This window comes from Gracilibacillus salitolerans (assembly GCF_009650095.1).
GTDB classification, from domain to species: Bacteria; Bacillota; Bacilli; order Bacillales; family Amphibacillaceae; genus Gracilibacillus; species Gracilibacillus salitolerans.
In genome coordinates, this window is record NZ_CP045915.1 from 2,264,023 (window position 1) to 2,287,976 (window position 23,954).

Annotated in this window: 21 protein-coding genes and 1 other annotated feature; of the genes, 17 read left to right on the plus strand and 4 right to left on the minus strand. The window is 36.5% G+C overall.

What is annotated here, in order from left to right; all coding sequences use genetic code 11:
• Window positions 1-78 precede the first annotated feature (78 nt).
• From GI584_RS10560 to pyrE, 14 genes are all read left to right on the plus strand, one after another.
• Window positions 79-594: a DivIVA domain-containing protein gene (locus GI584_RS10560; protein ID WP_100360720.1), complete on the plus strand. Its 516-nt coding sequence runs from the start codon at window positions 79-81 to the stop codon at window positions 592-594.
• A gap of 43 nt (window positions 595-637) precedes the next feature.
• Window positions 638-854, plus strand: a binding site (T-box leader).
• A gap of 92 nt (window positions 855-946) precedes the next feature.
• The gene (gene ileS / locus GI584_RS10565; protein ID WP_153791205.1) at window positions 947-3,706 is read left to right on the plus strand and encodes an isoleucine--tRNA ligase; all 2,760 of its coding nucleotides are present in this window, start codon (window positions 947-949) and stop codon (window positions 3,704-3,706) included.
• Window positions 3,707-3,824: 118 nt separating this feature from the next.
• On the plus strand, window positions 3,825-4,298 hold the full coding sequence (lspA, locus tag GI584_RS10570; protein WP_100360718.1) for a signal peptidase II: 474 nt from the start codon (window positions 3,825-3,827) through the stop codon (window positions 4,296-4,298).
• The gene (locus GI584_RS10575) at window positions 4,295-5,209 is read left to right on the plus strand and encodes an RluA family pseudouridine synthase (protein ID WP_100360717.1); all 915 of its coding nucleotides are present in this window, start codon (window positions 4,295-4,297) and stop codon (window positions 5,207-5,209) included. The genes lspA and GI584_RS10575 overlap by 4 nt, the downstream gene beginning before the upstream one ends.
• A 217-nt stretch (window positions 5,210-5,426) precedes the next feature.
• The gene (pyrR, locus tag GI584_RS10580) at window positions 5,427-5,972 is read left to right on the plus strand and encodes a bifunctional pyr operon transcriptional regulator/uracil phosphoribosyltransferase PyrR (protein ID WP_153792963.1); all 546 of its coding nucleotides are present in this window, start codon (window positions 5,427-5,429) and stop codon (window positions 5,970-5,972) included.
• Between the two features lie 134 nt (window positions 5,973-6,106).
• Entirely contained in the window at window positions 6,107-7,486 is a 1,380-nt protein-coding gene (locus GI584_RS10585; RefSeq protein WP_100360715.1) for a solute carrier family 23 protein, read from the plus strand.
• Window positions 7,487-7,518: 32 nt separating this feature from the next.
• Complete coding sequence (locus tag GI584_RS10590; protein WP_100360714.1) at window positions 7,519-8,448, plus strand: aspartate carbamoyltransferase catalytic subunit; 930 nt, start codon at window positions 7,519-7,521, stop codon at window positions 8,446-8,448.
• Entirely contained in the window at window positions 8,408-9,688 is a 1,281-nt protein-coding gene (locus tag GI584_RS10595; RefSeq protein WP_153791206.1) for a dihydroorotase, read from the plus strand. The genes GI584_RS10590 and GI584_RS10595 overlap by 41 nt, the downstream gene beginning before the upstream one ends.
• Window positions 9,685-10,776, plus strand: a complete 1,092-nt coding sequence (locus GI584_RS10600) for a carbamoyl phosphate synthase small subunit (protein ID WP_153791207.1) — start codon at window positions 9,685-9,687, stop codon at window positions 10,774-10,776. Before GI584_RS10595 ends, GI584_RS10600 begins: the two co-directional genes overlap by 4 nt.
• Complete coding sequence (gene carB / locus GI584_RS10605; RefSeq protein ID WP_100360711.1) at window positions 10,776-13,976, plus strand: carbamoyl-phosphate synthase large subunit; 3,201 nt, start codon at window positions 10,776-10,778, stop codon at window positions 13,974-13,976. The genes GI584_RS10600 and carB overlap by 1 nt, the downstream gene beginning before the upstream one ends.
• Window positions 13,973-14,734 (plus strand): dihydroorotate dehydrogenase electron transfer subunit, encoded by a 762-nt coding sequence (locus GI584_RS10610; RefSeq protein ID WP_153791208.1) that lies wholly within the window; start codon window positions 13,973-13,975, stop codon window positions 14,732-14,734. The genes carB and GI584_RS10610 overlap by 4 nt, the downstream gene beginning before the upstream one ends.
• Window positions 14,731-15,639, plus strand: coding sequence for a dihydroorotate dehydrogenase (locus tag GI584_RS10615; protein ID WP_153791209.1), 909 nt, complete (start codon window positions 14,731-14,733; stop codon window positions 15,637-15,639). Before GI584_RS10610 ends, GI584_RS10615 begins: the two co-directional genes overlap by 4 nt.
• A complete protein-coding gene (gene pyrF / locus GI584_RS10620; protein WP_153791210.1) occupies window positions 15,639-16,343 on the plus strand; it encodes an orotidine-5'-phosphate decarboxylase in 705 nt (234 codons plus the stop codon). Before GI584_RS10615 ends, pyrF begins: the two co-directional genes overlap by 1 nt.
• Window positions 16,336-16,959 carry an orotate phosphoribosyltransferase gene (gene pyrE / locus GI584_RS10625; protein ID WP_153791211.1) on the plus strand — a complete coding sequence of 208 codons (624 nt, stop codon included), beginning with the start codon at window positions 16,336-16,338 and terminating at the stop codon, window positions 16,957-16,959. Before pyrF ends, pyrE begins: the two co-directional genes overlap by 8 nt.
• A 563-nt stretch (window positions 16,960-17,522) precedes the next feature.
• Here pyrE and GI584_RS10630 read toward each other — a convergent pair.
• Window positions 17,523-19,223: a DUF2207 domain-containing protein gene (locus tag GI584_RS10630; RefSeq protein WP_153791212.1), complete on the minus strand. Its 1,701-nt coding sequence runs from the start codon at window positions 19,221-19,223 to the stop codon at window positions 17,523-17,525.
• A 378-nt stretch (window positions 19,224-19,601) separates the two neighbouring features.
• Between GI584_RS10630 and GI584_RS10635 the strand changes: the two genes are divergently transcribed.
• On the plus strand, window positions 19,602-19,904 hold the full coding sequence (locus GI584_RS10635) for a metal-sensing transcriptional repressor (protein ID WP_100360705.1): 303 nt from the start codon (window positions 19,602-19,604) through the stop codon (window positions 19,902-19,904).
• A gap of 212 nt (window positions 19,905-20,116) precedes the next feature.
• Here the strand turns inward: GI584_RS10635 and GI584_RS10640 are convergent, their stop codons facing one another.
• Together GI584_RS10640 and GI584_RS10645 are read right to left on the minus strand one after the other, a co-directional pair.
• A complete protein-coding gene (locus GI584_RS10640) occupies window positions 20,117-20,269 on the minus strand; it encodes a small acid-soluble spore protein P (RefSeq protein WP_153791213.1) in 153 nt (50 codons plus the stop codon).
• A gap of 24 nt (window positions 20,270-20,293) precedes the next feature.
• On the minus strand, window positions 20,294-20,536 hold the full coding sequence (locus tag GI584_RS10645; RefSeq protein WP_100360703.1) for a DNA alkylation repair protein: 243 nt from the start codon (window positions 20,534-20,536) through the stop codon (window positions 20,294-20,296).
• A gap of 902 nt (window positions 20,537-21,438) precedes the next feature.
• Here GI584_RS10645 and GI584_RS10650 point away from each other — a divergent pair.
• Window positions 21,439-21,756 (plus strand): SMI1/KNR4 family protein, encoded by a 318-nt coding sequence (locus GI584_RS10650; RefSeq protein ID WP_153791214.1) that lies wholly within the window; start codon window positions 21,439-21,441, stop codon window positions 21,754-21,756.
• 86 nt (window positions 21,757-21,842) lie between these two features.
• Window positions 21,843-22,250, plus strand: a complete 408-nt coding sequence (locus GI584_RS10655) for a GNAT family N-acetyltransferase (protein ID WP_153791215.1) — start codon at window positions 21,843-21,845, stop codon at window positions 22,248-22,250.
• Between the two features lie 768 nt (window positions 22,251-23,018).
• On the opposite strand, the gene GI584_RS10660 is transcribed toward GI584_RS10655, so the two are convergent.
• Window positions 23,019-23,852 carry an AraC family transcriptional regulator gene (locus GI584_RS10660; RefSeq protein ID WP_153791216.1) on the minus strand — a complete coding sequence of 278 codons (834 nt, stop codon included), beginning with the start codon at window positions 23,850-23,852 and terminating at the stop codon, window positions 23,019-23,021.
• Window positions 23,853-23,954 lie beyond the last annotated feature (102 nt).

A 23,954-nucleotide genomic window follows, 5' to 3' on the forward strand; every position in this document is an offset into this window, starting at 1 on the left:
TAGAATTTCTTAGTGATTTGTCAATAAAGTATGATAAGATATTGTATAAAGAATGACATCTAATAGGAGGTGGCCGATGTGCCTTTAACACCGCTCGATATTCATAACAAGGAATTTGCTAGAGGTTTTCGGGGTTATGATGAAGATGATGTAAATGAATTTCTTGATCAAGTGATTAAAGATTATGAAACGGTTATCCGTGAAAAAAAAGATTTGAAAGAAAAAGTGGATCAATTAAATGAGAAGATTAGCCATTTCTCCAATATTGAATCTACTTTGAACAAGTCAATTCTGGTTGCACAGGAGACTGCAGAAGAAGTAAAAGAAAATGCCAAAAAAGAATCTAAATTAATCATAAAAGAAGCAGAAAAAAATGCGGATCGTATAATTAATGAAGCTCTCCATAAATCAAGAACTATCGCATTAGAAGTAGAAGAATTAAAGAAACAAGCTAAAGTATTCCGTACCAGATTGAAAATGTTAGTAGAAGCTCAACTTGATTTGGTAGAAAATAATGATTGGGATGGATTATTTGAGATGGACCTTGAAAACGAAGAAGATGAAGTTGAAAAAGAAGAGTCCAATCAATATTAAATCTTGACGGAATTGAAAATTTTACATATAATTCATACTAGAATTAAATACTATGATTGGGACAGTATATTTGGATTACTAATCAAGCGAGTTAGGGATGGTGTAAGCCTAATTTAGTACCTTAATAGAAGATCACCCATGAGTAGTTACACTGAATATAGTAAGTGTAAACGAGTCATTCACGTTACGAATAGCTGAGTGGATAGTAGCATTTTCTGCTATCTATAAGGGTGGTACCGCGAGAACTCCTCGTCCCTTTTTGGGATGAGGAGTTTTTTTAGTTACAAAAGATGATAAATAGCGTCAGTTATGCACTTACGTAAATCATAAAAGAAAATAAGGAGGATTTATGGTGGAATATAAAAAAACATTAAAAATGCCACAAACGAAATTCCCGATGCGTGGTAATTTACCTAACAAAGAACCGAAAATGCAAGAAGAATGGGATGAAGAAAAACTGTATGAAAAAGTCCAACAACGAACAGAGGGAAGACCGTTGTTCGTTTTACATGATGGACCTCCTTATGCCAATGGAGACATCCATATGGGGCATGCGCTAAACAAAGTATTAAAGGATTTTATTGTCAAATATAAATCAATGGCAGGGTTCCATGCACCATATGTACCAGGCTGGGATACACACGGCCTTCCAATCGAGCAAGCACTTGCTAAAAAGAAGGTTAACCGCAAAAAAATGACCATTGCAGAATTCAGACAAAAATGTGCTGAATATGCGTTAAAACAAATTGATAATCAACGAAACCAGTTTAAACAGTTAGGTGTCAGAGGAGACTGGGATAATCCATATATCACATTAAACAAGTCTTATGAAGCAGCACAAATTAAAGTATTCGGAGAAATGGCCAAGAAAGGTTATATCTATAAAGGGTTAAAGCCTGTTTACTGGTCCCCGTCATCCGAGTCTGCCTTAGCTGAAGCAGAAATTGAGTATCAAGATAAGCGCTCAGCGTCTATCTATGTAGCGTTTGATGTTAAAGATGGTAAAGATTTATTAGATGGCGACGAAAAATTCATTATCTGGACAACGACACCTTGGACAATCCCAGCGAACTTAGCTATTTCGGTTCATCCGGATCTTGAATATGCTGTTGTTAAAGCAGCAGGAGAAAAATATATTGTTGCACACGATATGTTAAATAATTTAAAAGAGACGCTTGAGTGGGAAGAAGCAGAAGTAGTTAACACATTTAAGGGTCAGGAAGCTGAAAAAGTAGTAGCACAGCATCCTTTCTATGATCGTGAATCATTAGTTATTTTAGGTGAGCACGTAACTACAGAAAGTGGTACAGGACTTGTTCATACTGCACCAGGTCACGGGGAAGATGACTTTATCATCGGTAAGCAATATGGTTTAGATGTGTTGTGCCCAGTTGATGAAAAAGGGTATTTCACAGATGAAGCACCAGGATTTGAGGGCTTATTCTATGACGCAGCCAACAAGCAAGTAACAGAAAAACTAGAAGAAAATAATGCGCTGTTAAAACTTAACTTTATTACACACTCCTACCCACATGATTGGCGTACGAAAAAACCAACGATTTTCCGTGCGACTAATCAGTGGTTTGCATCCATTAAAGATTTCCGTGAAGATATCTTAGCGGAAATTAACCGGATTAACTGGTTGCCAAGATGGGGCGAGACAAGACTGTTTAATATGGTTCGTGATCGGGAAGACTGGTGTATCTCAAGACAACGTACGTGGGGTGTGCCAATTCCGGTATTTTATGGTGAAGATAAAACGCCAATCATCAATGATGAAACTATTTCTTATGTTGCAAAATTATTTGAAGAGCATGGTTCTAATATCTGGTTTGAGTGGGATACGAAAGATTTGCTTCCAGAAGGATTCACATCTGAATACAGTCCAAACGGAGAGTTTACGAAAGAAACAGACATCATGGACGTATGGTTCGATTCCGGAAGTTCTCATGAAGGCGTCTTGGAAGGAAGAGAAAATTTACAACGACCAGCAGATGTTTATTTAGAAGGTTCTGACCAATATCGTGGCTGGTTTAACTCTTCCATTTCAACAGCCGTTGCGGTTACAGGTAAATCTCCTTATGAAACGGTAATCAGTCATGGTTTTGCTTTAGATGGCCAAGGACGCAAAATGAGTAAATCTGTTGGAAACGTAGTTGTTCCGTCTAAAATCATGAAACAATATGGTGCAGATATCTTGCGTTTATGGGTAGCTTCTGTTGATTATCAAGCTGATGTCCGTATTTCAGATGAAATTATCAAACAAACATCAGAAGGATATCGTAAAATCCGTAATACCTTCCGTTTCTTATTAGGTAACTTAGCTGATTACACGCTAGAAAATCGTGTAGCAGAAGAACAGTTGGAAGAAATCGACCGTTACATGTTATACCGTCTGCAACAAGTGATTGACAAGTCACGCAAAGCGTATGACGAATTTGATTTCTCAACGGTATATCAAACCATTCACCATTTCTGTACGATTGACTTAAGCTCATTCTATTTAGATTTTGCGAAAGATATTCTATATATTGAGGCAGAGGATAATCATAGAAGACGCAGCATTCAAACAGTCTATCATGAAATTATCACTTCCTTGGTGAAATTATTAACACCGATTTTAACTCATACAATGGAAGAAGTGTGGAGTTACATCCCTGGTGTGGAAGTAGAAAGTCCACAACTAACAGATATGCCAGAGGCAAAAGAAATCAAAGACCAGGAACAATTAGCTGCTAAATGGTCACAGTTTATGGATGTACGTGATGATATTCTAAAAGCATTAGAAGAAGCACGTGCAGAAAAAGTAATCGGTAAGTCTTTGGAAGCTACCGTAACAATTAAAGCAAACAGTGAGGATGTAGCTACATTACTAGCAGAAGTACCATATCTACATCAGTTATTAATTGTCTCACACGTTGAATTGGTAGAGGAACTAGCAGGTGGTAAAACGTTTGAACATGTTACACTGAAAATCAGAAAGCATGAAGGGGAAACCTGTGAAAGATGCTGGGTGATTTCAGATACTGTAGGTGAAGATAATGATCATTCGACATTATGTACACGTTGTGCAACGGTAGTAAAGGAAAACTATGCTGATTTAGCAGAATAAATGAATTCCAAAGCAACTATCCTTTAAAATGGGTAGTTGCTTTTTGAATGCTATTTATAATGGTATAATGTTAAAGTAGTAAAATGGTGAGTTTAATGTGAAATTTCGGAGGTATAATATGTGGCGAGTATATGTAATAGCATTAGCAGTTGTCATGATTGATCAATTAACAAAATGGCTTGTAGTAACAAATATGGAAATTGGAGAACGTATAACAGTTATTGAATCGTTTTTTTATTTAACATCACACAGAAATTCTGGAGCAGCTTGGGGAATACTCCAAGGCCAAATGGTTTTCTTTTACATCATTACCGTAGTCGTAGTTGCCTTTATAGTTTTTTATATCCAGAAGTTTGCTAAGGAGAGTAAATGGCTTGGGATTGCTTTAGCATTTGTTCTAGGCGGAGCGATTGGGAATTTTATTGATCGCCTTTTCCGTAAAGAAGTCGTTGATTTTTTTGATGTGTATATTGGTACATACGATTTTCCGATATTTAATATTGCTGATTCTTCTTTAGTAGTGGGAGTTATTGTAATATTTATCTATACATTCTTAGATGAAAGAAACAAAAAAAGGAGCAACCAGAAATGAGCGAATTATCTTATGTTGTAGAAACGAGTGATCAAGGGATCCGAGTTGATAAATTGTTAGTTAACATTACCGAAGACTATTCCAGATCACAGATTAAAACATGGTTTGATAAACATTTAGTACTTGTAAACGGTAAAGCTGTGAAACAGAACTATAAATGCCAGGCAGAGGATTACATACAATGGCAAGTACCAGAAGCAGAACCGTTAGATGTAGTGGCAAAAAATATACCGATTAATATTGTATATGAAGATGAGGATATACTTGTCATTAATAAAGAGAGTGGAATGGTTGTTCATCCAGCTGCAGGTCATCAGGAAGATACATTAGTCAATGCTTTACTGTACCATTGTGATGATCTATCCGGCATAAATGGTGTGAAAAGACCTGGGATTGTCCATCGGATTGATAAAGACACGAGTGGTTTATTAGTAGTCGCTAAACATGACATTGCACATGAAAGATTAGCAGAACAACTGAAAGAGAAAAAAATCAAGAGAGAATATAAGGCGATTGTGCATGGTGATATTCCACATGAATATGGCTCAATTGATGCTCCGGTAGGACGAAGCGAAAAGATTCGTCAATTAATGACTGTGACGGAGAAAGGCAAAGATGCTGTGACACATTTTGAAGTGATCGAAAGGTTACACGGGAAATTCACGTTTGTGAAATGTATGTTAGAAACGGGTAGAACTCATCAAATTCGTGTGCACATGAAATATATTGGCTATCCATTGGTTGGAGATCCAAAATATGGTCAGCGAAAAACAATAGATGTAGATGGTCAGGCACTTCATGCTTATCATTTAAGTTTTGAACATCCCGTCAAGAAAGAACAGATCGAGTTTGAAGCACCATTACCAGAAAAATTTGAAACAGTATTAGAAAATATCCGAAAAAGTTATTGACTTCGTGTGCAGTTTTTGACATAATATAACCAATATCATAAAGACCTTTTAAAACAGTCCCGTGAGGCTGAAAAGGAAACGGATCAACATACCATAAGTATGTCCAAAATCCTTATTCTCTCACGGAGAATAAGGATTTTTTTCATGGGTAAAGATTAAGAAAAACTTTATGCACCTAACAGGTCTTAATAAAGATATGTAAAGCGAGGTTTTTATGATGAATAAAAAGGCAAATGTACTAGATGCAGCAGCAATGAGAAGAGCTCTGACACGAATTGCCCACGAAATTCTCGAACGAAACAAAGGTGTAGAGGGATTAATGCTAGTCGGTATTAAAACAAGAGGAGTTCCAATTGCCAAGCGTCTCCAGCAACGCATTCAAGATATTGAAGGTGTAGAAGTACCAATTGGAGAATTGGATATTACGCTATATCGTGATGATTTATCACATGTCGATGATCAAAATGAACCAACATTAAACGAAGCCAACTTAAAAGAACAAGTAACAGGCAAAAATGTTATTTTAGTAGACGATGTTTTGTACACAGGCAGAACAGTCAGAGCTGCAATGGATGCAGTGATGGATCAAGGAAGACCTTCTCAAATGCAGTTGGCTGTATTAGTAGATCGAGGACATCGGGAACTGCCAATACGTGCAGATTTTATAGGTAAAAACATTCCAACATCACAAAATGAAATTATTACAGTTGAGTTGGAAGAGATCGATAAAAAAGATAGTGTCAGTATTTACGAAAAAGAATAAGACCTTTAAACAAGTACAGTGATGCTTGCAAGGTCGCATTTAAAGGATACGTGTATACCTTTTATACTACACGTCTACCTCTTTGCGACCAGCAAAGAGGTTTTTTTTATCCGAAAAAAAGGGGAGATAGAGAAATGTCAGAGAAAAATATGGTTTTGGATGTCAGAGAAGTACCAAAATTATCAATGTGGTTAATTTTTAGTATACAGCACTTATTTGCCATGTTTGGAGCTACGATTTTAGTTCCGTTTTTAACAGATCTATCACCAGCAGTGGCTTTAGTATCCAGTGGTTTGGGTACACTGGCATATCTGCTTATTACAAAAGGCCAAATCCCAGCCTATTTAGGTTCCAGCTTTGCTTTTATTGCACCGATCACAAGTGCTATGGCAATAGGAGGCCCAGGAGGTGTTATGATTGGGAGTTTCCTGGCGGGTGTTGTTTATGGAATTCTTTCGTTGTTGATAGCAACTTTTGGAACAGATTGGATTATCAAAGTGTTACCTCCCATTGTGGTAGGACCAGTCATTATTGTGATTGGATTAGGCTTAGCGCCTACCGCAATTGATATGGCAATGAATGTAGATGGTGAATACAGTGGTGTTCATTTCAGCGCCGCGATTGTTACCTTACTGATCACGGTTATAGGCTCCTTGTTATTTAAAGGATTTTTTGGGCTGATCCCGATCCTGATTGGGATAATTGGTGGCTATCTCTACTCATTAATTACTACCGCAGTTACAAACGTAAAAGTACTAGATGGTAGCGGAGTACAAGCAGCATGGGACAAAATTGTTTCCAGTAACTCACTCGGTGAGGCAATTCAGTCTATTTTCTTAGTACCCGATTTTGTTATACCGTTTGTTACATTTAATCCAGTGGATGTGTTTAGCTGGAGTATTGTGTTCCTAATGGTACCAGTTGCGGTTGTAACAGTAGCGGAACACATTGGTGATCAAATGGTGTTATCTAAGGTAGCAGGTAAAAACTTTATTAAAAAGCCTGGTTTACACCGTTCGATTTTAGGTGATGGAGTAGCAACAATTATTGCATCTTTGTTAGGTGGTCCACCGAATACCACGTATGGTGAAAATATTGGGGTACTGGCAATAACGAGAGTATTTAGTGTATTTGTTATAGGTGGTGCAGCAGTCTTAGCAATTTTATTCGGATTTATCGGGATAATCACTGAACTAATCGCATCTATTCCAACACCCGTAATGGGTGGTGTATCCATTCTGCTTTTCGGTATCATTGCCTCAAGCGGATTACGGATGTTAATAGATAATAATATTGATCTCGGTATCAAAAGAAATTTAGTCATCTCATCGGTTATTTTAGTAATTGGAATCGGTGGAGCATATGTTAACATTCCGGTTGGAGATGTAGATGTAACCATCGCTGGTATGGCATTATCAGCCTTAATTGGTTTGATTTTGAACCTTATCTTACCTGAAAAAGAATCAGGTTATGGTAATGGTAATATGTTTGCAACACCAGAAGATGAAGAGTAAAAATTTCAAAAAAAGATAGGGAGGCTGTAAAGATGAAGCACTTTGTGACGATGAAGGATAAAACAGAAACGGAAATACTTCAATTGGTGAGAAGAGCGCATCATATTAGTCAAAAAGGGGTAAATCCTCTGCAAGAACAATATTTTGCTGCTAATCTTTTCTTTGAACCTAGTACTCGCACCAAAATGAGTTTTGTTGTAGCGGAAAAAAAACTTGGTATTGAACCATTGGACTTCACGGCAGATTTTTCAAGTGTAACAAAAGGTGAAAGTATTTATGATACAGCAAAAACATTTGAATCAATTGGTGCTAACTTTATCGTTTTACGACATCAACAAGAGAATATTGCTAATCAATTAGCAGAATCTTTATCCATCCCTGTCATTAATGCAGGAGACGGGACTGGTGAACACCCTACTCAATGTCTCCTTGATCTTGTGACCATTTATCAAGAATTTAAGCAGTTTAACGGCTTAAAAATAGTGATTGCAGGTGATATCAAGCATAGTCGAGTAGCAAGGTCCAATGCATTCGCACTTTCTACATTAGGCTGTGAGGTCTATTTAACAGGAATGGATGAGTGGCATGATGACTCATTACCATACCGCTATGTATCGATGGATGAAGCAATCGAAATAGCCGATGTTTTAATGTTACTTCGTATCCAGCATGAACGACATCAGGATCAAATTATTTTAAAGCAAGAAAGTTACCTAGAGAAATATGGTTTATCTTTAGAAAGAGAAGCGAGAATGAAGAAACATGCCATCATATTACACCCGGCACCTGTTAACCGTGGAGTGGAAATTGATACTAGCTTAGTAGAATGTGAAAGGTCCCGAATCTTTAAACAAATGCAAAATGGTGTAGTAGCAAGAATGGCAGTAATTGAGACACTTTTGAACCAAGGAGGCAACTTAAATGGAGAAAATTTTAACAAACGTCAAGCAATTATTGGATAACGGCAGTTTAGCACCTTGTGAAATTTTAATAGAAGATAAAAAAATCAAAGCCATCGGAATTGAATTGGAAGTTCCGGAAGCAGAAAAAATCGATGGAAAGGGCAACTTGGTTACTCCGGGGTTTGTCGATGTCCATGTCCATTTAAGAGAACCAGGTGGCGAAGCAAAAGAGACAATTGCCACTGGTACGAAGGCTGCGGCTCGCGGAGGGTATACAACGGTTTGTGCGATGCCTAATACACAACCTACTCCTGACTCAGCAGAAGTTTTACAATCAATTCAAAACAGAATTGAAGAAACAGCAGCAATTCGCGTTCTGCCGTATGCATCCATTACCGAACGACTTGTAGGTGATAAGTTAACTGATATGCAGGCACTGAAGGAAATGGGGGCTTTTGCTTATACAGATGATGGTGTTGGTATACAATCAGCAGATATGATGTTACAGGCAATGACACAAGCAGCAGCAATTGACATGCCAATTGTAGCTCACTGTGAGGAAAATACATTAATTCATAACGGTGTGATGCATGAAGGCAAAGTGAGTCAGCAATTAGGCTTACCTGGTATTCCTTCTATTTGTGAGTCTGTACAAATTGCCCGGGATGTTCTTTTAGCAGAAGCGGCGGGATGCCATTATCACGTTTGTCATGTAAGTACGAAAGAATCAGTACGTGTGATACGAGATGCGAAAAAAGCAGGGATTCGAGTAACAGCGGAAGTAACGCCACATCATCTGCTAATCAATGAAACTGCTATTACCGAAAATGATGCTAACTTTAAAATGAACCCGCCGTTACGTGCAACAGAAGATCAAGAGGCGCTTATTGAAGGTCTACTCGATGGCACCATTGATTTTATTGCAACAGATCATGCACCTCATACTTCGGAGGAAAAGGCTAACGGTATGGAAGAAGCACCATTTGGAATTGTTGGGTTTGAGACAGCATTTTCTCTATTGCATACTCACTTTGTTCAAAAGGGAATCTTTACATTAAAGCAGCTTATTGATTGGATGACCCTAAAACCAGCAGATACATTTGGATTACCTTACGGACGAATGGAGATTGGTACTAGCGCCGATTTGACACTGCTTGATCTAAAAACCAATGAAAATATTGATAAGGACAAATTTTTGTCAAAAGGTAAAAATACACCATTTGATAAGTGGGAAGTAACCGGAAAGCCTGTTATGACCATTTATCAAGGTCAGATCACTTATGAGGAGGGTGCAGAATGAAAAGACAGCTTATTTTAGAAGACGGTACCGTGTTTAATGGGGAAGCGTTTGGTTCATTAGAAGAAAGTATTGGTGAAGTCGTATTTAATACTGGTATGACAGGTTATCAGGAAACATTGTCTGACCCTTCTTATTGTGGTCAAATTGTAACGATGACGTATCCACTTATCGGAAATTACGGTATTAATCGAGATGATTTTGAAACGATTACTCCATCGATATTTGGTTTTGTTGTAAAAGAATATTGTGAAACACCATCTAATTTTCGCAGTGATGAAAACTTAGACGAATACCTAAAAGCAAATAATATACCAGGGATTTCTGGCATAGATACAAGAAAATTAACCAAAATTTTACGTGAACACGGTACAATGAGAGGGATATTAACAGAAGCAGGTGCTGAGGATAAAGAAGATCTAGAAAAATTAAAGCAAGCAAAACCGATTACCACTCAAGTGGAACAGGTATCCACCGTTAAGCCGTATGTCTCACCTGGAAGAGGATATCGTATTGTATTAGTGGATTTTGGTATGAAACACGGTATTTTACGAGAATTAACAAAGCGTAATTGCCATGTAACAGTCGTACCTTACAATTACAGTGCAGAAAATATTTTGCGCTTAAAGCCAGACGGCATCATGTTAACAAATGGTCCTGGCAATCCGAAAAACGTTCCAGAAGCGATTGAGATGATCAAAAAGGTTATTTCAACTGTACCGACCTTTGGTATTTGTTTAGGACACCAGCTATTATCATTAGCATGCGGTGCTGATACTGACAAATTAAAATTTGGTCATCGTGGTTCAAACCATCCAGTTTATGATTATGAGACGAAACGTACTTATTTAACATCTCAAAATCATGGGTATGCCGTAACGGAAGAATCGATCGTCCAAACTGATTTAGAACTTACGCAGATTGCATTAAACGATAGAACAGTTGAAGGAGTTAAACACTCCAAATATCCAGCATTCTCGGTACAATATCACCCGGAAAACTCACCAGGTCCAGATGATACGAACTATTTATTTGACCGTTTTATCGAGAAGATCGAAAGCTATCAAGCAGCACAGAAGGAGGAAGTCTAATGCCAAAGAGAACGGACATTAAAAAGATTTTAGTAATAGGCTCTGGCCCGATTGTAATTGGACAAGCAGCAGAATTTGACTATTCCGGAACACAAGCATGTCAATCATTGAAAGAAGAAGGCTATACAGTTGTTTTAGCAAACTCTAATCCGGCGACAATTATGACGGATCATACGATAGCAGATACGGTATATATGGAACCATTAACTGTAGAATTTTTATCCAAAATCATTCGTAAGGAAAGACCGGATGCTGTATTACCAACTCTTGGTGGGCAAACTGGATTAAACTTAGCGGTTGCTTTAGATGAGTCCGGAATTTTAGAAGAATACGATGCGGAATTACTCGGAACGAAATTAGACGCGATTCAGAAAGCAGAGGATCGTGAAAAATTCAGAACATTAATGAATGAAATTAATGAACCGGTACCTGATAGCCAAATCGTCAATACGGTGGAACAAGCATTAGATTTCGCCAATGAAATTGGTTATCCATTAATTGTTCGACCTGCATATACACTAGGTGGTACAGGTGGCGGCATGTGTTATAACGAAGAAGACTTAAAAGAAATTACTAGAAATGGCTTAGCCTTGTCACCGGTAAATCAGTGTTTAATCGAAAAAAATATAGCAGGTTTCAAAGAAATTGAATATGAAGTAATGCGCGATAAAAATGATCAAGCGATCGTTGTATGTAACATGGAGAACATTGATCCTGTCGGAATTCATACAGGAGATTCGATCGTTGTGGCGCCATCACAAACATTAAGTGACCGTGAGTATCAAATGTTACGTTCAGCATCATTAAAAATTATCCGCGCATTGGAAATTGAAGGGGGCTGTAACGTTCAATTAGCGTTAGATCCATACAGCTTTCAATACTATATTATCGAAGTGAACCCAAGAGTAAGTCGTTCATCTGCCTTAGCTTCCAAAGCGACAGGTTACCCGATTGCGAAAATTGCTGCCAAAATTGCTATTGGTATGACATTAGATGAAATTATGAATCCAATTACTGGAACAACTTATGCCATGTATGAGCCAGCTTTGGACTATGTCGTGACGAAATTCCCTCGCTTTCCATTTGACAAGTTTGTGTTGGGTAACCGTACCCTTGGTACCCAAATGAAAGCAACAGGGGAAGTCATGGCTATCGGTCGTAATTTCGAAGAGTCTTTACTTAAAGGCATTCGCTCATTAGATATAAGTGGCGACGATTTCTATTTAGCTAAATTAGAAGATCATTCCCTTGAACTGTTAAAAGACCGTTTAGTACATGCTGATGATGAACGTATCTATGTATTAGCAGAAGTGTTGCGAAAAGGCATATCCATTGAAGAAATTTTCCAATTAACGAAAATTGATCGCTTCTTCTTGGAAAAATTGAAAAAAATTATTGATTTTGAATTAAAATTAGCAGATATTCCACAAAACCTTGATCTTTTAAAGGAAGCCAAGAAATTAGGCTTGTCGGATACACACATTGCCCGTATCTGGAATGTTGATGTAGACGAAATTTATCAGCTTAGAAAAACAGAAAATATTTTACCAGTTTATAAGATGGTAGATACGTGTGCAGCGGAGTTTGAATCGGAAACACCTTACTTCTACAGTGCATATGAAGAAGAAAATGAATCAGTAGTAACTGATCGTCGTAAAGTTTTAGTTATCGGTTCAGGTCCAATCCGGATTGGTCAGGGGATTGAATTTGATTATGCTACGGTCCACTCTGTGCTGGCATTAAAAGAGGCAGGCTATGAAGCGATCATTATGAATAGTAATCCAGAGACGGTTTCAACCGATTTTAGTGTTTCTGACAAACTATACTTTGAACCATTAACATTAGAAGATGTTATGCATGTCATTGATTTAGAAAAACCAGAAGGAGTTATTGTTCAATTTGGTGGTCAAACAGCTATTAATCTAGCAGAAGGGTTAGAACGCCGTGGTGTGAGAATCCTGGGAACTCCACTTGCTGCGATCGATACAGCTGAGGACCGTGATAAATTTGAACAACTTTTACAAGAGTTAAACATTCCACAACCACAAGGGAAAAGTGTACGACAATTAGATCAAGCAAAAGAAGTAGCATCTTCGATCGGTTATCCTGTTTTAGTACGTCCATCGTATGTTATTGGTGGCAGTCAGATGGAAATTGTCTACAGTGAAGATGAGTTAGAGAGCTATTTAGCGAAAACGAACCATATTAAGCATAAGCATCCAGTTTTAATCGATAAGTATTTAACAGGAATTGAAGTAGAAGTAGATGCGATCAGTGATGGAGAAACAACGATCATCCCTGGGGTAATGGAACACATTGAACGTGCCGGCGTGCACTCTGGTGACTCGATTGCTGTCTATCCTGCGCAGCGATTATCAGAGGATATTAAACAGAAATGTGTAGATATTACGATTAATATTGCAGAAAAATTAGGTGTAAAAGGGCTGATTAATATTCAGTTTGTCGTGCACCACAATGAAGTGTATGTATTAGAAGTAAACCCAAGAGCAAGTCGTACTATTCCTTTTTTAAGTAAGATAACAGGTGTAACAATGGCCAATATTGCAACACGTTGTATTATTGGAGAATCACTGGCAAATATGGACTATCAAAAAGGGTTGTTGCCAGAGCCGGAAACAGTTTCTGTCAAAGTACCTGTATTCTCCTTTGAAAAATTACGCAGTGTTGATACCATGCTTGGACCTGAAATGAAATCAACAGGAGAAGCAATCGGACGTGACAGAACATTAGAAAAAGCATTATACAAAGGTCTAACTGCTTCAGGGTTAAAAATCCCGATGGAAGGAGCAATCCTGATTACCATTGCTGATAAAGATAAGGCAGAAGCATCAGAAATTGCTAAACGATTCTTTGAGCTAGGCTTCCACCTCTATGCAACAGAGGGAACAGCTAAAACGATTAGAGAATTAAATATCCCTGTAACAGAAGTTGGTAAAGTTGGAGCAGAAGGTAAGAATGTAATCTCCATTATTGAGCAAGGAGAAGTTCAAGTCGTTATTAATACTCTTACTTCTGGTAAGAAACCACGTTCAGACGGTTTTAGAATTCGTCGTGAAGCAGTAGAACATGGTATTCCATGTTTAACAAGCTTAGATACAGCAGAAGCAATCGTTAATGTGATTGATTCAACAACATTTACTGCAAAGCCAGCAGTAGAAGGGAAGGCGATTGTACTGTGATAACTAAACAATTGCTGGAAATAAAAAGTCATATGCAAATTGCAGAAGACACTTTTGAAATTGTTTTGCAATCACCTTTGGCAAAAGAATTAAAACCTGGCCAATTTGTGCATATCGCCTTAACGAATCATATGTTACGCAGACCGGTTTCTGTCGCAGGTATAGACGCCCAAGCGGAAACTTTTACGATCATCTTTAAAATATTTGGGGAAGGAACGCGTGAACTAAGTAAATTTCAGACAGGAGATTCGCTTGATGTGATCTTACCATGCGGGTCCTACTACCCAATTGATCAATTAGAAATAGATCATGCAATGATAGTAGGTGGGGGGATTGGAGTTCCTCCGCTCTACTATCTTGCTAAAACGCTCAAGGAAAACGGAGTAAAAGTGACAAACATCCTTGGTTTCCAATCAAAAAATCAAATATTTTATGAAGAAAAATTTCAGGCATTAGGTGACACGTATATTGCAACAAACGATGGCAGTTATGGAACAAAAGGTTTTGTCACTGATATTATTAATGAATTAAATCCAGCTTTCGATTACTTTTTCTCTTGTGGACCAACCCCAATGTTAAAGGCAGTTTCGAGTCAATTAGAGGGGCATAAAGGCTACATTTCTTTAGAAGAAAGAATGGGATGTGGAGTTGGTACATGTTATGCATGTGTTGTACCTTTGAAAGAAGATCCTTCGAAATCGAAAAAAATATGTAAGGATGGTCCAGTATTTTCAGCAAATGAGGTGATCTTAGCATGAATTTAACCACAAGATTACCTGGTTTAACTTTAAAAAACCCTGTCATGCCTGCTTCTGGTTGTTTTGGCTTCGGCAAGGAATACAGTCAGTTTTACGATTTAAGTGAACTGGGGGCAATTATCGTCAAAGCTGCAACAGGTGAAGCAAGATACGGGAATCCGACACCACGAGTAGCCGAAACTTCAAGTGGTATGTTAAATGCAATTGGACTGCAAAATCCAGGTGTTGAAAAAATTATAGACGAAGAATTACCTTTTTTACGATCATATGATACCCCTGTTATAGCAAATGTTGCAGGTAGTACGGTAGAGGAATATATCAAGGTTACTGAAGCATTAAATCGTTCAGAAGATATCTCTGCTCTAGAACTAAATATATCTTGTCCTAATGTAAAAGAGGGCGGTGTACAATTTGGAACAGATCCTTCACTTGCGAAAGAAGTAACATTTAAGGTAAAAGAAGCAAGTAATTACCCGGTGTATGTCAAAATGTCTCCAAATGTATCAAATATTGTAGAAATGGCAAAAGCGGTAGCAGATGCTGGTGCAGATGGCTTGTCTATGATTAATACGTTAACAGGTATGCAAATGAACTTAAAGCAGCGAAAACCGATCATTGCCAATAAAACTGGTGGTCTATCAGGACCTGCGATAAAACCGATAGCGATTCGTATGATCTATGAAGTACGCCAATCTCTCGATATTCCGATTATCGGAATGGGTGGAATCATCACAGCAGAAGATGCTTTAGAATTTCTCTTAGCAGGTGCAGATGCCGTGGCAGTAGGAACTGCTAATTTTCAAAATCCACTTGCATGCCCTGATATAATCAATGATTTACCACGTGTATTAAAGCAATATGGATTTGATTCAGTAGAAGACGCAATAGGAAAGGGGCATGTGTAATGGATCAACCATTTTTTCTCGCCTTGGATTTTCGTACAGCAGATGATGTAAAAGCATTTATCGAAAAGCACGATCTTTATGGAGTACCTGTAAAAGTAGGGATGGAATTATTTTATCGTGAAGGCAGGGAAATGATTGATTGGCTAAAAGAAGATAACCATCCGATTTTTTTAGACTTAAAACTTCATGATATTCCCACAACGGTTGAAAAAGCGATGTATAATTTAGCTAACTTAGGGGTTGATATTGTCAACGTCCATGCTTCAGGGGGATCAGAAATGATCAAAGCAGCTAAAAGAGGACTTGAAGCAGGAGCACAGGGCAAGATTCCTAAACTTATTGCGGTAACTGTGTTAACATCCATGGATCAATCGACATTACGAGAGGAATTATATATCAATCAATCAGTAGACGATGCCGTTAAAAGGCTAGCAGTATTAACCAAAAGCAGTGGTGCAGACGGTGTTGTATGTTCAGCACATGAAGTACCCATTATTAAACAAGCTTGTGGAAATGACTTTTTAACCGTAACGCCAGGGATTAGATTAAGTGAATCTAATCAGAATGATCAAAAACGAGTAGCAACTCCTCAACTTGCTAAACAAAATGGTGCGGATTATTTAGTAATAGGAAGAAGCATTACACAGGCAGAAAATCCGAAAGCTAATTACAAACGAGTAGTAGAGGAGTGGGGAAATGCTTAAATCAAAAGAAATTGCCAACGCGCTTTATGAGATAGATGCGATTCAAATTCGCCCGGATCGATCATTTGTATGGACATCTGGAATTCATTCTCCCATCTATTGTGATAATCGATTAACCATGTCTTATCCAGAAGTACGAAAACAAATAGTAAAGCAATTTGCAGAAATAATTGATCAATTAGAAGAAAAACCAGATGTGATTGCAGGGTGTGCCACAGCAGGAATACCTCATGCTGCATGGTTAGCGGATTATTTAAATCTTCCAATGGTTTATGTACGATCAAAGCCAAAAGGACATGGCAAGCAAAATCAGATAGAAGGTAAGATAGAGCAGGGAGATAAAGTCATTGTAATTGAGGACCTTATATCTACTGGAGGATCATCTATCGATAGTGCACTCGTACTACAAGAAGCAGGTGCAGAAGTTTTAAGTGTGTTAGCTATCTTTAGTTATGGATTAAATAAGGCAGACAAACAATTTAAGGATGCAAACATACCATTTACTACTATTACTAACTTTGATATTTTAGCTGGTGCATTAGTTGAAAATAGAGAAATTACAGAAGCTGAAAAAGTAGACTTATTAAGTTGGCGTGATGAATTAGGAAATAATTAAAATTAATATTTCCTGGGAAACCGCAGGAAGTTTATTTATTCGATGTTGTTCGACGATACGTTGTTGAAAAATGCCTTATTGGTAGTTAATGCTTATACAAATCATCAATCTATTAGTATGTGGCCTAATTCCATTTAGTGGGATTAGGCGTTTTTTGATTGGAGCATTGTATGGAAAGCCTGTATTAATTATAGTAGAGGAAAACTACTACTTTTGAAGATAAGTTGTAAAAGAGTTTTTCCTTGTTCCACAATCGGGTCTGGTCATAGAATAATTCCTATCTTTAGGGTTAACTGGATAAAACTATAAGTGTCATTTTTATTGTATTTCTGATTGATTTGGTTTTTATTCAGGTATTCAGTACCAAGTTTATTATATATAGTCTTGAATTTGGCACTTATCATCGTTATAAGTGTCATTTTTGGTCGTGTGGTTATTAATTTTGGTACTAAATTGTGGAGATCCAAAGGATGGAGCGGACTAGCTTTAAAATAGTTACTTCATTAACTGAATTAATAAAAAGGTTTCGATCACTAAATGTTAGTAATCGAAACCTTCTATTGTTAGAAAGCACCTGATCCTCCACCACCACCACCAACTCCTGTTCCTCCCCCAGGAACACTACCAGAACTACTAGTAGTAGCGGACACCGTCGAATCAGTTTTGTCAAATTGATTAGTCACTGCGCTTGCAATAAGTACAAACATCACTAAGTCATTTGTTTGCAAGCTACTATCAGTTGTAGTAGTTGCGGACAAGTTCTTACTAAGGTGTTCATATTTCTTCTGCATCGACTTGTTACCTGTACCGATTGCGTAAATATATGCTTGCATTTGTTCGTCACTCATCCAGTCATTCCAATCTCTTTCACCGATATTCTTGTAATTGGAACTGAGTTCTTTCCATTGCTGTGAGATTCTAACCCCTTGAATGGTTTTGGGTTGGTAGATGATAGCGAATAGCAATAAAGTTAAACTTAGAAAGATAGAGAGAGCCATCCAAGTGAAAAGAGAATGAACACCTAGAATGATAATAAAGGGTATCATTAAAAGGCTGACTATACCTGCAGTCCAACGTACTCTTTTTTTCTTTTCAAACAGGTGGTTCTGTTTTACCTCTTCTTTTACAGCTTGTACCCATTTGGCAAAGTCACTGTTGTAGGTCGAATGATTATCTTTATTCTTTGTATAGGCATCAAGATCTGACAAGGAGAAAACACCATTTTCACCTATCTTATTGAATAACCATTCGATTAATATACTCTCATGCTGAAAGTCAGTGTTAGGATCTACGATAACAAATTTACTTTCACCATCTCGTTTGACGTATCCTTTTCTAACCAGATCCAATAAAGCTGCCGATATCAATTCACTACTCGCTGACATATTTCTCATATAAAGCATGGTAGCTGGTAAACTCATCTCTTGATTTGGTAAGTATAGTGATTGCTTAGAGCTACGTTCTACTTCTCTTAATCTCCTGTTCTTTTTTCTCCATACTGCAATAACTAGTACGATTACATATATAAATAAGCCACTTACAATATAAGGGGAAATACGGCTTAATAGATCCCGTCTATTCGCATAGGCCGCTTGTTCTTCCTTTAATTTAGCTTTATTTGCTAGTATATCCTCACGAATTGTATTGTCTTCTTTAAGGTTCGCGGTGGGAAACAGAGAAGCATCATAAGCTACTCGGATATCTCCATTTGTCCCGCTTTCAACTTCACCCATGGCAAAATGTACAATACCATCTGAAGCTATACTTGAAGTGCCATAAGCTTCGTCGTACCCCAAAGTGAGCACCTCTCCAGTTGTTTGAGGCGGGTGGATAAAAATATCCATATTTTGATATGTGGATTCGTTGCTGCTGTCAAAGAAGGGCCAGTAAAATTGTGCCAAATCCGTGTATACTTCCACTCCATCGGTAATGGTGTAAGAGAGGTCAATTTGTATCTCCTGTTCTGAACCACTTCGATAGATTTTATAAAGATTCTCTTCTTGTTCAACATCTAAAGGCTTGTTTTTTTCAAATGCTTGGAATTCTTTTATTTGTGTTTGTTCTTTCGGTATAAGTGTGCGAGTGATGCCATTAAAATCACTATCAAATTGATAGGCGTGTTGCTCTGTAACTTGAACATCGCCATTCTCCTGTAAATAAGCATTAATTTCTGTGTTCGTAATGGAAAAGTCAACAGCAAAGACGTGTTGAGGTAATAAAAAAATTGAAAAGACAAAAGCAATTAGTACCAGATTTTTTTTCATTTTGTTCAAGCTCCTCTCTATTTTATATACGACAAGGAAGTATAAAAGGTTTCACTCATTGTGATAGGTTATCCCAGGATGGATTAATTTCTTATCATAATAAAAATCATGTAGACAATGTAGAAAACGTTTAAAAAAAGCCACCACCAACTCTATTCTGCAACTCAATGTAGTGGGCTTATTAACTAGATAAATAAGTACAATTTTGGGACTACAGTTAACTGATGTATCAGAGATAATCCGAGTTTACTATATAATGAGTAGTGATTGAACGATAACTCGTAATTCATTGATATGGTATAATAGGTTTACTTTATCAGTTCGTTAATACAAATACCAAAATGGATACGACTTAGGTCAAAGAGAGGAAGTGTTTTTGTGGATGAATTTTTACATGATAAACCGAGTAAACCAAGAACAAAAGATGAAAAACAAAAAGTCATTAACCGTTTAAAACGTATAGAAGGTCAGGTTCGTGGAATACAAAAAATGGTGGAAGATGATCGATATTGTGTTGATATATTAGTACAAATAAGTGCCATTCAATCCGCATTAAAAAATGTAGGTTTTTCTGTCACAGAACGACATATCAAACATTGTGTTAGTGATGCGATCAAACAAGGTGAAGGTCAAGAAACCATTGAGGAATTAATGAATGTCATGAAGCAGTTTTCCAATTAACAAGTAACTTATAGGGATAGAGTAAAAACTTTATCCCTTTTTTTAATGAAAAACTATTTTAATTATAGTGGGGAGTCAAACACTACTTTTGAAGATAAGTGTAAAAATTTTGATCAAAAATACTGTATTGACATACAGTATTTTTTTGTTTCGCAATCGGTCCAGATTGTAGAATAATTCCTAACTCCAGTACCTCGTATTGAATAGGGTTCTCACATGTCATGTGATGCACCATGTTTTTCTCGGGAATGGTTTTTATTTTTTACTTTATGCGATCCTGCTAATGGTTCACCGTAGGGCTGTTGTACGCTTTTGGGTAAATCAGGTTGTTCCTGCTGTTTCGGTCCTTTACGATTTTTGGTCATGTTTATTCATCCTCCATGATTTATTTATGGTATTTGAGCATACTTAATAAAGGTGTTTTCATCTTCAATTAAGCCACATACACCACATTGTATTCTCCTGTTAGGGCCGTTGTAGGCGACATGAAAAGCTTCTAACGGTTCCTGCTCGTAATTATTGATCACTTCTCCAGTAGCTGTGTTTAATTTTACTGGTTTGGCAACTTGTTCAATTACATTAAAACGTGAACGGTTTGTTTTACATTTAGGGCACTGGTAAGGCTGATTCAAGTAAAACACCTTCATGGTTACTTTGTTATTTGTATGAGTATTGCTACAATGTTTGAACGATACTTACCTTTTATTTTCTCTGATTCCTGCTAAATTATACGAAGGCTTTAACCTTTTTGATAAAAGGTATAGGGCTTGTTTATATGATCCATCATCATAGTAAAGCAAGATATATTTAAGGATAAGATGAGGATTTAATAATACTTGACTTAAAACATATATTCATGTATGTAATGTTTATATTGAATATCTGCTTATGGCTGCCTGATCTCCACGTGTAAGGCCTGTTGGCAGCCCAACTTGCGAAAAATCGAATGTCATTAGAGCATATCCAAGAGTTATTAGGGCACGACACACCATATCAAACCCAAATATACGCTTGTTTGTATAGTTAAGTGAGAACAGTTATTTACGATGAATATATGTAGAGTGGTTAAATTTTTAGATTGATTAAGTTTGCGTTAAATCTAATTTAATCATAGTAGAATAAAAAGGAAAATTATCTAAAACCATTCGGACACAAGGACTTTAGGTGATTTCCTTTTTAAAAATAATGGTATAAAAGCTGTTTTAATCATAGTAAGGGGAAAACTACTACTTTTGCCGAAGAGTTGTAAAAGGCATTGATTGTCATACCCCTAATATTGGATATATATGTTAAAATATAAATAAGTTCGTGAAAAAAAGGTACTTAAACGTGGCAGTATATTAAAATAAGAAAAACGCCTTTATTTCCTGCATAGTAGACTAATACTGCGCAATAGTTTCTCCACTTTCATATTAATTTGTGAAAGAATGTGCTTAAAGTAAAGGGCAGGATAGTTGAAGAAGGAAATGACATAAATATAGTGGAACATTATACTTAAGCTGTCTACATTTTTTTGAATAAGGAAGGAATAAGTATGGAACTTCAACTTTTGATTGATAAAGTAAAAAACTTCCCAAACTGTGTAATTCATTCTCCTTCAGGCTATCCAGTTGTAGAAAAAGGTCATCTATTACCAAACGATTTATATGAATTTTATAAAATATGTGGTGGAATTGACTTATTTATTGACTGTGATTATGGAATAACAATCGTTCCTCCTAACGAGTTTGCACTAGCAAACCCTCTAATAATAGGTGAAAAAGCTGAATATGATATTTCTTCAAATTGGTACATAATTGGTCGTTATGGTAATAACGATTACTTAACAATTGACCTTAATAAGTCACGTTAAGGGTAGATGCTTATTGTGTTAACTGGCAGCATTGTGGAAGAAGATATGTAGATATATAATAACCAAAAACAATAGGAAGTGCTTATATGGAAAAGACCATACATTATACAATTGAACCCCCTGAAAATTTTAAGCAATTACTTACCTTATATGAATCTTTAGGATGGAATTCACTTGAATTAACAGTTAATGATTTAGAACATATGTGTAATCAAAGTTGGTATGCTATTTATGCTTTTGAAGAACAACAATTAGTGGGTATGGGACGTGTTATATCAGATGGTGTGATTACTGGAATTATTTGTGGAGTATGTGTGCTACCGAAATATCAGTCCAAAGGTATCGGCAAAGAAATGTTGAAAAGAATAATTCAACATTGCGAGCAAAGTCGAGTTATTCCTCAACTTATGTGTGTAGAAAATTTGGAGTCCTATTATGAGCCTTTTGGATTTAAGAAATTTTCGATTGGAATGACAAGAAATATAAATCGATAAATGTATAACACCAAACTGGAACGCACTTAGTTAATATAAAAAGTTGCTTGCTCTAAAACTCTATTGGATTGTTGAGCTATCGAGGGTCTTAATCGAAGTTCCCCTTTAATATCGATCTTCAATAAAAGGGAGCCTATCTGGAGCTACGGTGTTTTAATAAGACCATATAAAAAAAGGTCAACCAGAAATATTTAGCATCTGGTTAACCTTATAATACAAAGGGTGCGATTGTTGAATAAGAATTAAAAGGTTGATACATATTATATATGAATAAACTGTATCAACTTTCTTTATAAATAGCACTGAAAATTAAAGCTACACTTGGTTTAAAAGTAGTGGACCAAGTACAATCTGACAACGATATGTTTGCGTTAAATACAACTTAATCATAGTAGCATAAAAAAGGCAAACCTCTAGATCTCTTGATATCCAAGGGTTTTAGAAGGTTTGCTTTTTTGAGTAATGGCTTGGAAAGCTGTTTTAATCATATTATTTGGAACGCTAGCTATTGTTTACACCAATATATAATAATTATTCATTCCTCTTCCTATCTAATACTATGTTAAAACAAAAATCTTTTTTTTCGTAAATGTATAGCATGCTAGATCGTTCTGCCAAATAAGGAATACTATGTTTCTTATTATTCCTTATTTGATCAAGGTGAATAGATGGTGGAAAAATAGAGTAAAAGGGTTTAAAAAATAACAAGGGAAAAAGGTGGACATGATGAAAGACATTGAAAACTGTTAAAAATATAACAGGTAAAAATCATACTTTATGTATATCATCTTGAGGAGAAGTACCAAAAAAGTCTCTATATCTGCGGTAAAATGTCGAATAATCCTTAAAACCACATTGCATGCATGCCTCAACAGCAGGCACACCATCGTAAAGCAAATGTCTAGCGCTTATTAATCGTTTGGTTATTATATACTTCCATACAGTTGTATTAGTTGCCTTTTTGAATAAGGTATTTAACTGAGATTTGCTAATATAAAATTGCTTACAGATGCTTTCGATGCTTATATTTTCAAATAGGTGTTCATTTATGTAACTAATCACTTCAGTCATTTGAGAATTTTGTGCAGTAAATAATAACTGAGGATGGTAATTATGAAAGCTTTTATTCAATTCATTTAAGATAGTAAGAAGATTAGTTATAATAGCTACTCTTTTTTTGTAATCATTATCTTTAACTTCCAGTATATTATTCAGGCAGGAACGAACTAATTGATTAGAAAAAGACCCCGATGGATAAAAATTATTGACTCCCAAAGATCGGTTATCAAAAGGAGTAAGTAATATTCTATCTGGATCAATTTGATCTAAGATCTGTGGAAAAAAATGAAGCACAATCCTTTCGTATGGAAGATCCTTATTCATTTGTAAATAGTGTGCTTCATTTGAACGCATGAGCATTATACTATTAGGATTTAGTAAGTATTTATTCCCCTCCACTGTAAAAGTCCCATTTCCTGAGAGTAAATAATAAAACTCATAAATTTCATGAGCATGCATTCCGTATTTTGTGGGATGTGGTGGTATGTCGCAGTTTTTGTGAAAAAATAGTTGATGATCTTTGTAATAATCTTGATAATCCATAGAAAACCTCTTTTATTAAGCTGAATATTTATTGTATATAGTATACGGTGATATAAATCTAAATGCAATATATTTTCAATAAAATGCAATTGTATTGTGAAT